Genomic DNA, 13,900 nt, shown 5'->3' on the forward strand with positions numbered 1-13,900 from the left:
GCGTTTGCCGGTGGTACCGCATTAGGGATGGCAAACATATGTCAAGGGCCGTCGTCGGGTAGTTGCGGTTTGAACTAAAATTCGGGGGGGGGGGTAACTCTAGGCTATTCAAAATCCTTATGAACATTGGTTCCATCATTTTTTAAAGTTTGCGAGATTCGATGTTTACGGGCTGAACTTGACCTGGTTTGCCTCAACTCGCCCGAAACTCGGGTTGTTCTCAGCTACTTTCTGACCATCCGATTTGGACAACCGATCAAAGGAGATGGTCGTGGACCTCGCAGCCCGCCCCCACATCACCGCTGGAGTCGCCCTGGCCAGCGCGGCTGTCATCGCGGCAGCCCCCATGGCCCAGCACCTGCCCGACCCGCACCTAGCCCAACAACTGCGTCAGGTGAGCGTGTCAAACATTCAGCTCACCGGCGCCGCTGACAGCGTGGTCGACCTGCTCGCCGGCGTGGAAAGCGAACTCGCCTCCCTCGCACGCGGATCAGCCGCGGCCGCGGTACCTGCGGCCGCGCTCACCGACTTCCTCAACCCCGCCGCACTACCTCTCCCCATCGCGACATGGGTCAACACCTTCCAGACGGCGGGCACCAACCTGCAGACGATCTACAACACCTTCAGCAAGCTGCCTTTCCCGCTCTTACAGCAAGTCGCCGCAAACGGGGTCTCCTACGCAGACCTCTATGTTGGGGCATACCAAAGCGCCGCGCAGGGCGCTGTCACGTACTTCACCGGCACCGCCCCGGGCTATTTCGGGCCGACTATCCAAACGATGCTCGGCGATCTCGCTTCGAGTAACGTCGCGGGCGCGATCGACCAGGTGTACCAACTGTTCGAGACTCCGTTCATAATGATCGGGGACCCACTCGAGGGAATCTTGAAAATTCCCGGCTATGTCGCAACAAATTTCGCGGCGTTCCTCACCAAGCTACTCACCACTGGTGTGGCGAATTTCGGTCGCTACGGCCTCCTCAGCCTACCTGCTGCAGTCGAGCAAGGGTTCGGGACAAGTCTGCAGGCGGTTGTCAACTCGTGGGGTGCCGGGGATCCGTTGGGCGCGGTGACTAACCTCCTCAATGTTCCTGGCGCAACAGTGAACGCTTTCCTCAACGGCTTTGGTCCGGCTGACGCAGGCCTGCTCAGTACTCAGTATTCGGGCTTCGTTAACCAGCTCTTCGTAAGTTTGCCCAAGGCCATCGCGAAAGCAATGGTCGCTCCCGGCGCGGCTAATATCACCGCCAACGGCAACGTCGGGTTCGCAGCTCTGCAAACCGCGTTCCAGGGCTTTGTGAACCAGCTGACCAACGGCTGGCCGTCTCTGACTCCTATTGTCACCAGCGTTAGTGGTGGATTGACATCCCTGCTGCAAAGCATCCCGTCGGTGCTGTCGAATTTGCCGTCGATGTTGAGCAACTTTGGTGGCTTGTTGGCAAGCAATATCGGGTTGTTGATCTCCAACCTGCTCAAGTTGCTCTGAGTCCATGGTGGTCGCCGATGCGAGCCGGTGACCGCCAACGGCGATGGCCCCCTTACGCGCGAAGGGGGCCATCGTTATTGGTATAGCTTCTTTGGCATGAAAGTGGTTCTCGCCGAAAGGCTTTCGGCGATCAGACTTCTTCGTTCTTGTGCGTCGTGGAGCTAACCGGATCGTGGCGGACGCACAGGGCCATGGGTGCAATCGCCATCGCGGGCCGATGCTGCCGCGCCCCGCAATTCAACCCACAGACTCCCGGGCCTGGGTCACCAGGCCTCCGGGAGGCTGAGGGCCGAAATGTTATCCGTGGCCGGAGCCGCAACCGACGCCCGGTAGACAGCCCTGGCCGCCCGGCACGCCGCCGGGACCGGCGAACTGGCCACCCGAGCCGCAGCCGACGCCCGGGACGCAGCCCTGACCGCCTGGGCCGCCGCCGCGCCCGTTGTTCTGGCCTCCGGAGCCGCAGTTGCCGTTGTTGTCGCAACCGCTGCCGCCCGGGTCGTCCTTGAAGATCACATGCGTGGGCGAGGGGCCCGTCGCCGCTGGCCCAGCCGCGAAAACGTCAGCTCCGGCCGTCGGTGCGGCGGCAATCGCCGCAGCAACAGCGCCAGCCACCACCAATGGTTTCATGAGGGTCAATTTCGCTAACATGCGACTCGCATACCACGCACACACGTGTACAAAACATCGTGAACAAAATTCCGGGTGCCACCGATGTCCTCCGCTGCCCCTCCGTCAGCATGGTCCGGCCACCAACACAACAGAAGGCATGCCAATGACCGCACTGGATCTGACCGGCCGCACCGCGATCATCACCGGCGCCTCGCGCGGGATCGGGCTGGCAATCTCGCAGCAGCTGGCCGCAGCCGGCGCCAACGTGGTGCTCACCGCCCGCAAACAGGAAGCGGCGGAGGCGGCCGCGGCACAGGTCGGTGAGAAGGCTCTCGGCGTCGGCGCGCACGCGGTCGACGAGGACGCTGCGCGGCGCTGCGTGGACCTCACGCTGGAGCGCTTCGGCGGCATCGACATCCTGGTCAACAACGCGGGAACCAATCCGGCGTACGGTCCGCTGATCGATCAGGACCACGCCCGCTTCGCCAAGATTTTCGACGTCAACCTGTGGGCCCCACTGCTGTGGACGTCACTCGTCGTCAAGTCGTGGATGGGCGAGCACGGCGGCGCGATCGTCAACAACGCCTCCCTCGGCGGCCTGCACCAATCGCCGGCCATGGGTTTGTACAACGCCACCAAGGCCGCGCTGATCCACGTCACCAAGCAACTGGCGCTGGAACTTTCACCGGGCATCCGGGTCAACGCCATCGCCCCGGGGGTGGTGCGCACCAGATTGGCCGAGGCGCTGTGGAAGGACCACGAGGATCCGCTGGCGTCATCGATCGCGCTCGGACGCATCGGTGAGCCCATCGATGTGGCGAACGCGGTCGTCTTCCTGGTGTCCGACGCGGCGAGCTGGATCACCGGCGAGACGATGGTCATCGACGGCGGCCTGCTGCTCGGCCCCGCGCAGGGATTTCGGCAATGAGCCCCGACCTGGACGCGCGGGTGCGGGCGCTGCTGGACGAGCACGACCCGGCGACCACCGACCCGCGGGATTTCCTTGGCGCGCAATACGACTCGGGCCTGGCCTGGGTGTACCTGCCGCAGGGCTTCGGCGGGCTGGGCCTGCCGCGGAAGGCCCAGGAGCGCGTCGACACCCGGCTGGCCGCCGCGGGCGCGCCGGTGGGCGGCACCGTCAAGAACTTCATCGGGATGGGCATGGCGGCGCCGACGATCACGGCGTTCGGGACCGACGAGCAGAAGCGAAAGTTCCTGCGCCCATTGTTCACCGGTGAGCACGTCTACTGCCAGCTGTTCAGCGAGCCGGGTGCGGGATCGGACCTGGCCGGGGTGGCCACCCGGGCGGTCCGCGACGGCGACGACTGGATTGTCAACGGCCAGAAGGTGTGGACGTCGATGGCCCAGCACGCGCAGATGGCCATCCTGGTCGCCCGCACCGACCCGACGGTGCCCAAACACGCTGGGCTGACGTACTTTCTGTGCGACATGACGCAGCCCGGCGTCGACGTCCGCCCACTGCGGCAGATCACCGGCGAGGCGGAGTTCAACGAGGTGTTCCTCACCGACGTGCGGGTGCCCGACGCGAACCGGCTCGGCCCGGTGGGCGGTGGCTGGCGCGTCGCGACCACCACGCTCAACAACGAGCGGGTCGCGATCGGCTCTCGCCCCGGCGTTCCGCGGGAGGGCGGGATCATCGGCAAGGTCACCGACGCCTGGCGCGGCGAGCCGGGTCTGCGCAACCCCGCGATGCACGACGAGCTCATGCGGCTGTGGGTCGACGCGGAGGTCCTGCGGCTCGCCGGTGAGCGGCTGCGGCAACAGGCCGTGGCGGGTCAGCCCGGGCCCGAGGGCGCCGGCATGAAGATCGCCTTCGCCTCGCTGGCGCAAGCCATTTCGGGCTTCGAGCTGGAGCTGTATGCCGAATCCGGGCTGCACTACGACGATTGGACCATGCGCAGGACCGAAGTCGTCGACCTGATCGGGCGTGAGCCGGGATACCGCTACCTGCGGGCGCGCGGCAACTCGATCGAGGGCGGCACCTCGGAGATCTTGCGCAACACCATCTCCGAGCGGATCCTCGGCCTGCCGGGCGAACACCGTGTCGACAAGGACGTGCCCTGGAAGGACCTGAACCGGTGAGCGACCTGCTGTACTCCGACACCGAAGAGGCGCTGCGCGACAGCGTTCGCCACCTGTTCGCCGAGCGCTGCCCGCCGGAATCGGTGGTGCGAGCCTACGATGCGGTGCCACAAGACTTTTCGGATGTCTGGCGGACCCTGGCCGCCGAGCTCGGGGTGGCCGGGCTGCTGGTGCCCGAGTCGCTCGGCGGCGCCGGCGCGGGTGCCCGCGAGGCCGCGGTCGTCATGGAGGAGATCGGCCGGTCCGTCGCGCCAATGCCGTTCTTGTCCAGCGCGGTGCTGGCCACGGTCGCGCTACTGCGTGCCGGCGACACCGAAACCGTGCCGGCGCTGGCCCAAGGGGCGGTGACCGCGGCGCTGGTGGTGCCGCTGTCCACCGCGCCGGGCGATCCGATCGCGGGGGTCAGCGCCGGCGCCGACGGCCTGACCGGCGTGGTCACCAGCGTCGCGGGCGCAGGCGAAGCCGACGTGCTGGTGGTGCCGGTCGCGGGCCCGGACGGGCTTGAGCTGCACACGGTCTCGCGAACGGCGGCCGGTGTCGAGGTGACGCCGGTGCTCGCCCTGGACATGACGAGACCCCTTGCGACCGTGCGGTTTTCGGGGGCGGTCTCGTCGCGGGTCGGCCCGGCGGATGCGGCCGTGGCCGAGGCGCTTGAGGCGGGCGCGGCGCTGCTGGCCTCCGAGCAGCTCGGTGTGGCGCGGTGGTGTTTCGACACCACGCTGGCCTATGTCAAGCAGCGCAAGCAGTTTGGCCGCGCGATCGGCTCGTATCAGGCGATCAAGCACCGGCTGGCGGACCTGTGGTTTGAGGTCGGCGCGGCGGCGGCCGCGGCCCGCTATGCCGCCGACACGTGCGCCCGGGGCGACGACGCGGGCATCGCCGCGGCCATCGCGCAGGCCTACTGCGGCGGCGTCGCCGTGCACGCCGCCGAGGAGTGCATACAGCTGCACGGCGGCATCGGCATGACCTGGGAATATCCCGCGCACCTGTACCTCAAGCGGGCCAAGAGCGACCAGCTGGCCCTCGGCACCGCCTACCGCCACCGGGCGCGGCTGGCCGAGCTGGTCGACCTGCCGGTTTCCTGACGGCGAGCAGACGCAGACTCGCATAGCGCCGCGCGAAATCGTGCGATTCTGTGTCTGTTCGGCACCACTAAAGCGCGAGCGCCGAGCCGAAGGTGTCCACCATCGCCGCCCAGTGCCGCTCGGCCGCGGCCTCGTCGTAGGGCGCGTTGTCCGGGACCGCGAACCCATGCGCCGCCGAGTACCACTCGATGGTGTGCCGCACGCCGGCCGTCGTCAGCGCCTTCTCGAGCGCTTCGGCGTGATCGGGCGTGAACGACGCGTCGTTCTCGGCGCCGCCGATGTAGACCGTCGCGCTCATCCGATCGGCCAGCAGGTGCGGACTGTCCGCGGTGTCGGTCACCAGGCCGCCGCCGTGAAAGGACGCCACGGCCGCGACGCGGTCCGGAAGACGGCCCGCCACCACCACCGACGTCCGCCCGCCCATGCAGTAGCCGCACACGCCGAATCGCTCCCCGGCCACCTCGGGGCGCGGGGCCAGATAGTCGAAGAAGGCGGCGGCGTCGCTGGCCATCCTGTCCGGGGTGATGCTGCCGATCATGGAAAACAGCCGATTGCGCTCGGACGCGTCGGTGAACGCGGTGGCCATGTCGAACGGGGCCCAGTCGCCGCTGCGGTAGTACACGTCGGGGAGCAGCACGGCGTAGCCGAATCCGGCCAGCTTGGCGGCCATTTGCTCGAAGGTGTCGCGCACCCCGCCGGCGTCGGGGTACATGATCACGCCGGGCCAGGGGCCGGATCCCTCGGGGGTGAATAGGCGGACGGGGCAGGAGCCGTCGGGAGTGGTGACGGTGTCGGTGATTGTCGGCATGGCCTCCGTTGTACTCCTGGCGATCGCCGCTAGATTTTTTGGCGGCGACCCGCCGCGCCCGGCTTCGCCGTGCTTGCGATCGCACGCTAGATTTTTGGCGGCGACCCGCGGCGCCCGGCTTCGCCGCGCTTGCGATCGCCGCTAAGCTGGCCGCGTGCCGATCGCGACGCCCTACGAGGACCTGCTGCGCCTGGTGCTCGAGACGGGTGCGGCCAAGTCGGACCGCACCGGCACCGGCACCCGCAGCCTGTTCGGCCAGCAGATGCGCTACGACCTGTCGGCCGGCTTCCCGCTGCTCACCACCAAGAAGGTGCATTTCAAGTCGGTGGTCTACGAGCTGCTGTGGTTCCTGCGCGGCGACTCCAACGTCGCCTGGCTGCACGAACACGGCGTCACCATCTGGGACGAATGGGCAAGCGACACCGGCGATCTCGGTCCAGTCTACGGTGTGCAGTGGCGGTCCTGGCCCACCCCGTCGGGCGAGCACGTCGACCAGATCAGCGCCGCGCTGGAGCTGCTGCGCACCGACCCGAACTCCCGACGCATCATCGTGTCGGCATGGAACGTCGGCGACATCCCGCGGATGGCGCTGCCGCCGTGCCACGCATTCTTCCAGTTCTACGTGGCCGACGGGCGGCTGAGCTGCCAGCTCTACCAGCGCAGCGCCGACCTGTTCCTCGGCGTCCCGTTCAACATCGCCAGCTACGCGCTACTCACCCACATGATTGCCGCCCAGGCCGGACTGGGCGTCGGCGAGTTCGTCTGGACCGGCGGGGACTGCCACATCTACGACAACCACGTCGAACAGGTGCGCCTGCAGCTCGCACGCGAGCCCCGACCGTACCCGGAACTAGCCCTGGCCCACAGGGATTCGATCTTCGACTACACCTACGACGACGTCGTGGTGAAGAACTACGATCCGCACCCGGCGATCAAAGCCCCCGTCGCTGTATGACGCGCATGGGCCTGGTCTGGGCTCAGTCGACGTCCGGCGTCATCGGCCGCGGCGGCGACATCCCGTGGCGGGTGCCTGAGGACCTGGCCCGGTTCAAACAGTTGACCATGGGCCACACGGTGGTCATGGGCCGGCGGACCTGGGAGTCGTTGCCGGCCGGCGTTCGGCCGCTGCCGGGCCGCCGAAATATCGTGCTGTCCCGGCAGACTGACTACCTGGCCGATGGGGCAGAGGTGGTCGATTCGCTCGAGGGGGCCCTGACCGAGCGCGAGATGTGGGTGATCGGCGGCGCGCAGATCTACGTGCTCGCGCTGCCGTACGCGACCCGCTGCGAGGTCACCGAGGTAGACATCGATTTGCCGCGCGACGACGACGACGCGCTGGCCCCGGTGCTCGACGAGACGTGGCTGGGTGAGACGGGGGAGTGGCAGGTGAGCCGCTCGGGGCTGCGGTACCGGTTTCACAGCTACCGTCGGCCGTAGGAGCGCGTGCGCTCGTCTCCGCGCCGGCGCCATGAAACCTGACATACTCGGTAATCGGGGTCTATCGGCGTTTCCAGGAGGGGAAAATTGGCAGTGATCACCGAACCCGCAAAGACCTTCACTCGCATGTTCAGGGGCTACGATCCCGCCGCGGTCGATGCCCATATCGAGATGCTGACCGCCAAGCAGCAGTTGTTGGTCGACGACGTAGAAAGCCTAAGGGCCCGGCTAAAGGAATCCGGTGATGAGGCGGCCGCGTTGCGGAAGGAGGTCGCCGTCCTCACCGATACCTCACCCTCGCCCCACGCGATGCAGCAGCGGATGGCGAAGATGTTGCGGCGCGCGGTCGACGAGGTTTCCGAGATGCAGGCCGAGGCGCGCGCGGAGGCGGAGGCGCTGATCGCCGCCGCCGAGGCCGAGATCGAGGCCGAGCGGCGAAAGCACCAAGAGCAGTTGGCGGACATGGAGGCGCAGCGAAAAGCGCTGGAAGCCGAATATCGGGAAACCAAGGAAAAGCTCGAGGCCGAGCTGGCCAGGATGCGCGAAGACGCCGACCGGGCGCGTGAGCAACTCCTCGCCGAAGCAAGGCAGAAGGCCGATCATGACCGTGAACGCGCCGAGCGGGCGGTCGACGAGGCGAATCGGCACCGAATCAAGGTCTTGGAGCAGCTGATGACCGTATACCGCGACCTGGAAGCGGTTCCGGCCGCCCTCGAATCGGCATACCAAGGACAGAAGAGCCCGTCGGAGGAGAAAGTTGGTACGGGATAAGCGTCGCCGCTGAGGGCGGGGGCGCGACCCGGTATTCTCTGCGCCGTGTCCATTCGGACCCCCAGGTTGACCGCCGCGCAAGCGCGGCGGATAGCCGTTGCGGCCCAAGGGTTTAACGAGCCCAAACCGGCCGGGCCGATCACCCGTTCGCATCTCAAGCGGCTGATCTCGAGAATCCAAGTGCTGCAACTGGATTCGGTATCCGTGGCGGTGCGCGCCCACTACGCGCCGGTGTTCAGCCGGCTCGGCCCGTACGACCGCGACGTGCTGGACCGCGCCGCCTGGGACCACACCGCTCGCGCACCGCGGCTGCTGGTCGAATACTGGGCGCACGAGGCCGCGCTGATGGCCGTCGACGACTGGCCGCTGCTGCGCTGGCGGATGCGCCAGTACACCCACGGCCGCTGGGGCACCCACATCGTCAGGGCCAACCCGGAGCTTGCCGACAAGATCGTCGCCGCCGTCGCCGAACTCGGGCCCAGCACCGCCGGGCAGATCGAGGCGCATCTGGCCGCCGAGCCGCGTGGGCCGAGGGGAAGCTGGTGGGGCAGCCGCAGCGACACCAAGTGGGTCGCCGAGGCGCTGTTCGCCTCCGGTGTGCTCACCACCGCCACCCGGGTGGGCTTCGCCCGGCACTACGACCTGGTGGAGCGGGTGTTGCCGCCGAGCGTGCTGGCCCGCGAGGTCGACGACGACGAGGCCGTCCGCGAGCTCACGCTGCGGGCCGCCACCGCGCTGGGTGTGGGCACCGAGGCCGACATCCGCGACTACTTCCGGCTGTCGGCCCAGCAGGTCAAGCCCGCCATCGCCGACCTGCTGGCCGCCGGGGAGGTCGAGCGGGTCGACGTCGACGGCTGGCCCGCGCCGGCGTATCTGCGGGCCGGCCGGGCGGTGCCACGCCGGGATCGCGGCACCGCGCTGCTGTGTCCGTTTGACCCGTTGATCTTCTTCCGGCCCCGGGTCGAGCGGCTGTTCGATTTCCACTACCGCATCGAGATCTACACCCCGGCGGCCAAACGCCAGTACGGCTACTACGTGTGGCCGCTGCTGCTGGACGGCCAGTTGGTCGCGCGGGTCGACCTCAAGGCCGACCGGGCCACCAACACGTTGCGCGTTGTGGGCGCCTTCGGGGAGCCGGACCAGCCGAAAGCGCGCGTTGCCGCGGCGCTTTCCGGCGAACTGGAGTCGATGGCGTCGTGGCTGGGGCTAGGCGATGTCACCGTGTCGAGCCGGGGCGATCTGGCCGCCGAGCTCCGCGCGGCCGTCAAGCGGGCCGGCTGATGACGCCGTCGACGACGAAAGAGCTCAAGGCCACGCTCTGGAAGGCGGCGAACAAGCTGCGCGGCTCGCTGTCGGCCGGCCAGTACAAGGACGTCGTCCTCGGTTTGGTGTTCCTCAAATACGCCTCCGAGAAGCACTGGAAGTCGTTGGCGGACAATGCCAAAGCCGACGACATCGGTCGGCTGATCGACGACGCGACGGATGCCGTGATGGCGGCCAACCCCGCGCTGGCCGGAACGTTGCCACGACTCTACGGAAGTCTTGACCAGCGCCGGCTCGGCGAGCTCATCGAGCTGCTCGACAACGCGCGACTCGGCGAGGGTGGCCACCGCGCGCGGGACCTGATGGGCGAGGTATACGAGTACTTCCTGGGCAATTTCGCCCGCGCGGAGGGACGGCGGGGCGGCGAATTCTTCACCCCGCCCAGCGTCGTGCGGGTGATCGTCGAGGTCCTCGAACCGTCGAGCGGGCGGGTGTACGACCCGTGCTGCGGATCGGGCGGAATGTTCGTGCGGACCGAACAATTCGTCGCCGAGCGCGACGGCGATCCCGCCGAAGTCACGATCTACGGGCAGGAGAGCGTCGAGCAGACCTGGCGGATGGCGAAGATGAACCTCGCGATCCACGGCATCGACAACGCGGGTCTCGCCCGGGGCGACACGTTCGCCAACGACCGCCACGCCGGCATCCAGATGGACTACGTGATGGCCAATCCTCCGTTCAACATTAGGGATTGGGCCCGCGACGAACGAGACCCGCGCTGGCGCTTCGGCGTTCCGCCCGCCACCAACGCGAACTACGCCTGGATCCAGCACATCCTGTCCAAGCTGGCACCGGGCGGCAAGGCCGGCGTGGTGATGGCCAACGGCTCGATGTCGTCGAATACGGGCGGAGAGGGCGATATTCGCGCGCGGATCGTCGAGGCGGACCTGGTGTCGTGCATGGTCGCCCTGCCCGGACAGCTGTTTCGCAGCACCGGAATTCCGGTGTGCCTGTGGTTCTTCGCCACCGACAAGGCCGGCCGGTCGGGCCAGGTGTTGTTCATCGACGCCCGCCGGCTCGGTCACCTGGTCACCCGCGCCGAGCGCGCGCTGACGAACGAGGACGTCGTCCGCATCGGCGACACCTACCACGCGTGGTGCGCATCGGACTCTGCCGTCGCGAAAGGCCTTGCTTACCAGGATATTCCGGGGTTCTGCAAATCCGCGTCGCTGGACGACATCGCGGCGGCGGGCTACACGCTCACGCCGGGGCGGTACGTGGGTGCGCCCGACGGCGAGGACGACGGGGAGCCGGCCGGGGCGAAGATCGCGCGGCTGACCGACGACCTGCTCGCGGCCCTCGACGAATCCGCGCGATTGGAAAAGGTTGTGCGCGACCAGGTGGGGCGCCTGCGGTGAAGGTCAAACTCGGTGACCATCTGGACTTCCGCAACGGCAGCGGCTTGCCCGGACGAGTGTCGGACGGGCGCTTTCGCGTCTACGGCGCCAACGGGCCGATCGGCTATGCCGCACAACACAACGCGAGCGGACCGCTGATCGTCGTCGGGCGCGTCGGATCGCATTGCGGCAGCGTGCGGTACAGCGAGTCCGATGTCTGGGTCACCGACAACGCGCTGGTGTGCCGGGCCAAGGACCCGCACGAGACGCGGTATTGGTACTACGCGCTGCACACCTGTGGACTGGGCGATCACCATGCCGGATCGGGACAGCCGCTGCTCAATCAGCGAATTCTCCGCGACGTTCCCGTCTGGACCGTCGCGGCCGGTGAACGCCGGCGGATTGCCGAGTTGCTCGGGGCCCTCGACGACAAAATAGCCGCCAACGAACGCGTGATCGAGGCCGCCGAGGCCCTGATGATCGTCGTCGTCGAGTCGGTCTCCGATGACGCGCCACTGTCCAGCCTGGCGAGCCGGTCGACGGCATGTGCGCACCCCGACGAATTCGACGACGTCGTCGCCCACTTCAGCCTTCCGGCGTTCGACGACGGCACACGACCCCGGCTCGTCGCCGGTGGCTCGGTGAAGAGCGGCAAATTCCACCTGTCGGAGCCGTGCGTCTTGTTCGCGAAGCTGAATCCCCGAATCCCGCGCATCTGGAACGTGGCCACCCTGCCGTCCCAAATGGCGTTGGCCAGCACGGAATTCGTCGTGCTGAGGCCGGCCGGCGTCGACACGTCGGCACTATGGTCGGCGCTGCGCCAACGTGACGTCCTGGAAACGCTGCAGCAGCGGGCCGGCGGGACCTCGGGGAGTCATCAGCGGATCCAACCGCGTGACCTACTCGAGGTCCGGGTCCGCGACGTCCGGCGGTTGACCCCCGCGGCCTCGCAGGAAATCACCGGCCTGGGCGCCCTGTGCCACGCGCGACGCGCCGAATCCGCGCGTTTGTCCGCCCTCCGCGACGCCCTGATCCCGCCGCTGATCTCGGGCAAGGTTCGTATATAGCGCGGCGCTCTATGTGGGCCCCGGGACTGGCCCGCCGGGCCGAACTCGTCTGATGGCACGCCGCGCGCCGTCGCCGCGTTAAAGTGAGCGCCGTGGCCCAGACCGCGCCGCTACGCGTGCAATTGATCGCCAAGACCGAGTTCCTGGCGCCGCCGGACGTGCCGTGGACCACCGACGCCGACGGCGGCCCCGCGCTGGTCGAGTTCGCCGGCCGGGCCTGCTACCAGAGCTGGTCGAAGCCCAATCCCAAGACCGCGACCAACGCCGGCTACATCAAGCACATCATCGACGTCGGCCACTTCTCGGTGCTCGAGCACGCGAGCGTGTCGTTCTACATCACCGGCATCTCGCGATCGTGCACCCATGAGCTGATCCGGCATCGGCACTTCTCCTACTCGCAGTTGTCGCAGCGCTACGTGCCGGAAAACGACTCGCGGGTCGTCGTGCCGCCGGGCATGGACGACGACCCCGAACTGCGGCAAATCCTCACCGCGGCGGCCGATGCCAGCCGCGCCACCTACGCCGAGCTGCTGGCCAAGCTGGAAGCCAAGTTCGCCGGCGAGCCCAGCGCGGTGTTGAGGCGCAAGCAGGCCCGTCAGGCCGCCCGCGCGGTGCTGCCCAACGCCACCGAGACCCGCATCGTCGTGACCGGCAACTACCGGGCGTGGCGGCACTTCATCGCCATGCGGGCCAGCGAGCACGCCGACGTGGAAATCCGGCGACTGGCCATCGAGTGCCTGCGCCAGCTCGCCGGCATGGCACCCGCGGTGTTCGCCGACTTCGAAATCTCCAGGCTGGCCGACGGCACCGAGGTCGCCACCAGCCCGTTGGCCACCGAGGCCTAAGGCGCGCCCCGGCGCCCTCGCGAGCGTGCGCAGATGTACAGCCCACGCGGCGTGTCGCTGGACAAACACGCACACTCGCGGAGGTGCTCAGTGCCCTTGGGGGCGCCAGGTAACCTGAAGACCGTGACTACGGTCGGATTCGACGTCCCCGCACGGTTGGGAACCCTGCTGACGGCGATGGTGACACCCTTTGGCGCCGACGGCTCCCTTGACACGACCGGCGCCGCGCAACTGGCGAACCACCTGGTGGACGCCGGGTGCGACGGCCTGGTGGTCTCGGGGACCACCGGCGAGTCGCCGACCACCACCGACGACGAGAAACGCGAGCTGCTGCGCGTGGTGCTGGAGGCGGTGGGTGACCGGGCCCGCGTCATCGCCGGCGCCGGCACCTACGACACCGCCCACAGCGTCCGGCTGGCCAAGGCCGCCGCGGCCGAGGGCGCGCACGGGCTGCTGGTGGTCACGCCGTACTACTCGAAGCCGCCGCAGACCGGGCTGATCGCGCATTTCACCGCCGTCGCCGACGCGACCGCGCTGCCGGTGCTGCTCTACGACATCCCCGGGCGTTCGGTCGTGCCGATCGAAACCGGCACCATCCGCGCGCTGGCCAAGCACCCCAACATCGTCGGCGTCAAGGACGCCAAGGGCGACCTGCACAGCGGCGGCCAGATCATGGCCGAAACCGGTCTGGCCTACTACTCCGGCGACGACGCGCTGAACCTGCCGTGGCTGGCGATGGGCGCCACCGGCTTCATCAGCGTCATTTCTCATCTGGCGGCGGGCCAGCTGCGAGAGTTGTTGTCCGCCTTCGGTTCCGGCGACATCGCCACCGCCCGGAAGATCAACGTCAACCTCGGCCCGCTCTGCAACGCGATGGCGCGCGTGGGCGGGGTGACCATGTCCAAGGCGGGTCTGCGCCTACAGGGTGTCGACGCCGGTGACCCCCGGTTGCCGCAGATGCCGGCGACGCCCGAGCAGATCGATGCGCTGGCCGCCGACATGCGCGCGGCCTCCGCGCTTCGGTGACCCAAG

At 68.0% G+C, this 13,900-nt stretch carries 14 protein-coding genes; 12 read left to right on the top strand and 2 right to left on the bottom strand.

Translation table 11 applies throughout. The features are described 5' to 3' along the window. Window positions 1-346 precede the first annotated feature (346 nt). Window positions 347-1,483, top strand: a complete 1,137-nt coding sequence (locus tag K3U93_RS08635; RefSeq protein WP_139796832.1) for a hypothetical protein — start codon at window positions 347-349, stop codon at window positions 1,481-1,483. 297 nt (window positions 1,484-1,780) lie between these two features. Here K3U93_RS08635 and K3U93_RS08640 read toward each other — a convergent pair whose 3' ends face one another. Beyond that, window positions 1,781-2,110 (bottom strand): PE-PGRS family protein, encoded by a 330-nt coding sequence (locus K3U93_RS08640; RefSeq protein ID WP_083010028.1) that lies wholly within the window; start codon window positions 2,108-2,110, stop codon window positions 1,781-1,783. A 145-nt stretch (window positions 2,111-2,255) separates the two neighbouring features. Here K3U93_RS08640 and K3U93_RS08645 point away from each other — a divergent pair, with 145 nt between their 5' ends. From K3U93_RS08645 to K3U93_RS08655, 3 genes are read left to right on the top strand one after another with little or no spacing between them, the layout of a single operon-like run. Then, window positions 2,256-3,020 (top strand): SDR family oxidoreductase, encoded by a 765-nt coding sequence (locus tag K3U93_RS08645; protein ID WP_083010029.1) that lies wholly within the window; start codon window positions 2,256-2,258, stop codon window positions 3,018-3,020. Continuing rightward, window positions 3,017-4,195, top strand: coding sequence for an acyl-CoA dehydrogenase family protein (locus tag K3U93_RS08650; protein WP_083010030.1), 1,179 nt, complete (start codon window positions 3,017-3,019; stop codon window positions 4,193-4,195). Before K3U93_RS08645 ends, K3U93_RS08650 begins: the two co-directional genes overlap by 4 nt. Continuing rightward, on the top strand, window positions 4,192-5,280 hold the full coding sequence (locus K3U93_RS08655) for an acyl-CoA dehydrogenase family protein (protein WP_083010031.1): 1,089 nt from the start codon (window positions 4,192-4,194) through the stop codon (window positions 5,278-5,280). Before K3U93_RS08650 ends, K3U93_RS08655 begins: the two co-directional genes overlap by 4 nt. 67 nt (window positions 5,281-5,347) lie before the next feature. Here the strand turns inward: K3U93_RS08655 and K3U93_RS08660 are convergent, their stop codons facing one another. Then, window positions 5,348-6,088: a dienelactone hydrolase family protein gene (locus K3U93_RS08660; protein WP_071509078.1), complete on the bottom strand. Its 741-nt coding sequence runs from the start codon at window positions 6,086-6,088 to the stop codon at window positions 5,348-5,350. Between the two features lie 154 nt (window positions 6,089-6,242). On the opposite strand from K3U93_RS08660, the gene K3U93_RS08665 reads away from it, so the two are divergent. From K3U93_RS08665 to dapA, 8 genes are all read left to right on the top strand, one after another. Further along, the gene (locus K3U93_RS08665; RefSeq protein ID WP_071509077.1) at window positions 6,243-7,043 is read left to right on the top strand and encodes a thymidylate synthase; all 801 of its coding nucleotides are present in this window, start codon (window positions 6,243-6,245) and stop codon (window positions 7,041-7,043) included. Next, a complete protein-coding gene (locus K3U93_RS08670; RefSeq protein ID WP_071509076.1) occupies window positions 7,040-7,525 on the top strand; it encodes a dihydrofolate reductase in 486 nt (161 codons plus the stop codon). The genes K3U93_RS08665 and K3U93_RS08670 overlap by 4 nt, the downstream gene beginning before the upstream one ends. Window positions 7,526-7,618: 93 nt before the next feature. Beyond that, a complete protein-coding gene (locus tag K3U93_RS08675) occupies window positions 7,619-8,296 on the top strand; it encodes a DivIVA domain-containing protein (protein WP_083010032.1) in 678 nt (225 codons plus the stop codon). Between the two features lie 51 nt (window positions 8,297-8,347). Next, the gene (locus K3U93_RS08680) at window positions 8,348-9,577 is read left to right on the top strand and encodes a winged helix-turn-helix domain-containing protein (RefSeq protein WP_083010067.1); all 1,230 of its coding nucleotides are present in this window, start codon (window positions 8,348-8,350) and stop codon (window positions 9,575-9,577) included. Then, window positions 9,577-10,977 (top strand): class I SAM-dependent DNA methyltransferase, encoded by a 1,401-nt coding sequence (locus K3U93_RS08685; RefSeq protein WP_083010033.1) that lies wholly within the window; start codon window positions 9,577-9,579, stop codon window positions 10,975-10,977. The genes K3U93_RS08680 and K3U93_RS08685 overlap by 1 nt, the downstream gene beginning before the upstream one ends. Continuing rightward, window positions 10,974-12,023, top strand: coding sequence for a restriction endonuclease subunit S (locus tag K3U93_RS08690; RefSeq protein ID WP_083010034.1), 1,050 nt, complete (start codon window positions 10,974-10,976; stop codon window positions 12,021-12,023). Before K3U93_RS08685 ends, K3U93_RS08690 begins: the two co-directional genes overlap by 4 nt. A 92-nt stretch (window positions 12,024-12,115) precedes the next feature. Beyond that, the gene (gene thyX / locus K3U93_RS08695) at window positions 12,116-12,868 is read left to right on the top strand and encodes an FAD-dependent thymidylate synthase (RefSeq protein WP_083010035.1); all 753 of its coding nucleotides are present in this window, start codon (window positions 12,116-12,118) and stop codon (window positions 12,866-12,868) included. Window positions 12,869-12,991: 123 nt separating this feature from the next. Beyond that, on the top strand, window positions 12,992-13,894 hold the full coding sequence (gene dapA, locus K3U93_RS08700; protein ID WP_083010068.1) for a 4-hydroxy-tetrahydrodipicolinate synthase: 903 nt from the start codon (window positions 12,992-12,994) through the stop codon (window positions 13,892-13,894). Window positions 13,895-13,900: the final 6 nt, after the last annotated feature.

It is taken from the genome of Mycobacterium malmoense (genome assembly GCF_019645855.1).
GTDB classification, from domain to species: domain Bacteria; phylum Actinomycetota; class Actinomycetes; order Mycobacteriales; family Mycobacteriaceae; genus Mycobacterium; species Mycobacterium malmoense.

What these genes read in the sequence shown, in the direction of transcription:
- K3U93_RS08635 (WP_139796832.1), top strand. Translation starts at nt 347, where the DNA reads ATGGCCCAGCACCTGCCCGACCCGCACCTAGCCCAACAACTGCGTCAG.
- K3U93_RS08640 (WP_083010028.1), bottom strand. Translation starts at nt 2,110, where the DNA reads ATGAAACCATTGGTGGTGGCTGGCGCTGTTGCTGCGGCGATTGCCGCC.
- K3U93_RS08645 (WP_083010029.1), top strand. Translation starts at nt 2,256, where the DNA reads ATGACCGCACTGGATCTGACCGGCCGCACCGCGATCATCACCGGCGCC.
- K3U93_RS08650 (WP_083010030.1), top strand. Translation starts at nt 3,017, where the DNA reads ATGAGCCCCGACCTGGACGCGCGGGTGCGGGCGCTGCTGGACGAGCAC.
- K3U93_RS08660 (WP_071509078.1), bottom strand. Translation starts at nt 6,088, where the DNA reads ATGCCGACAATCACCGACACCGTCACCACTCCCGACGGCTCCTGCCCC.
- K3U93_RS08670 (WP_071509076.1), top strand. Translation starts at nt 7,040, where the DNA reads ATGACGCGCATGGGCCTGGTCTGGGCTCAGTCGACGTCCGGCGTCATC.
- K3U93_RS08685 (WP_083010033.1), top strand. Translation starts at nt 9,577, where the DNA reads ATGACGCCGTCGACGACGAAAGAGCTCAAGGCCACGCTCTGGAAGGCG.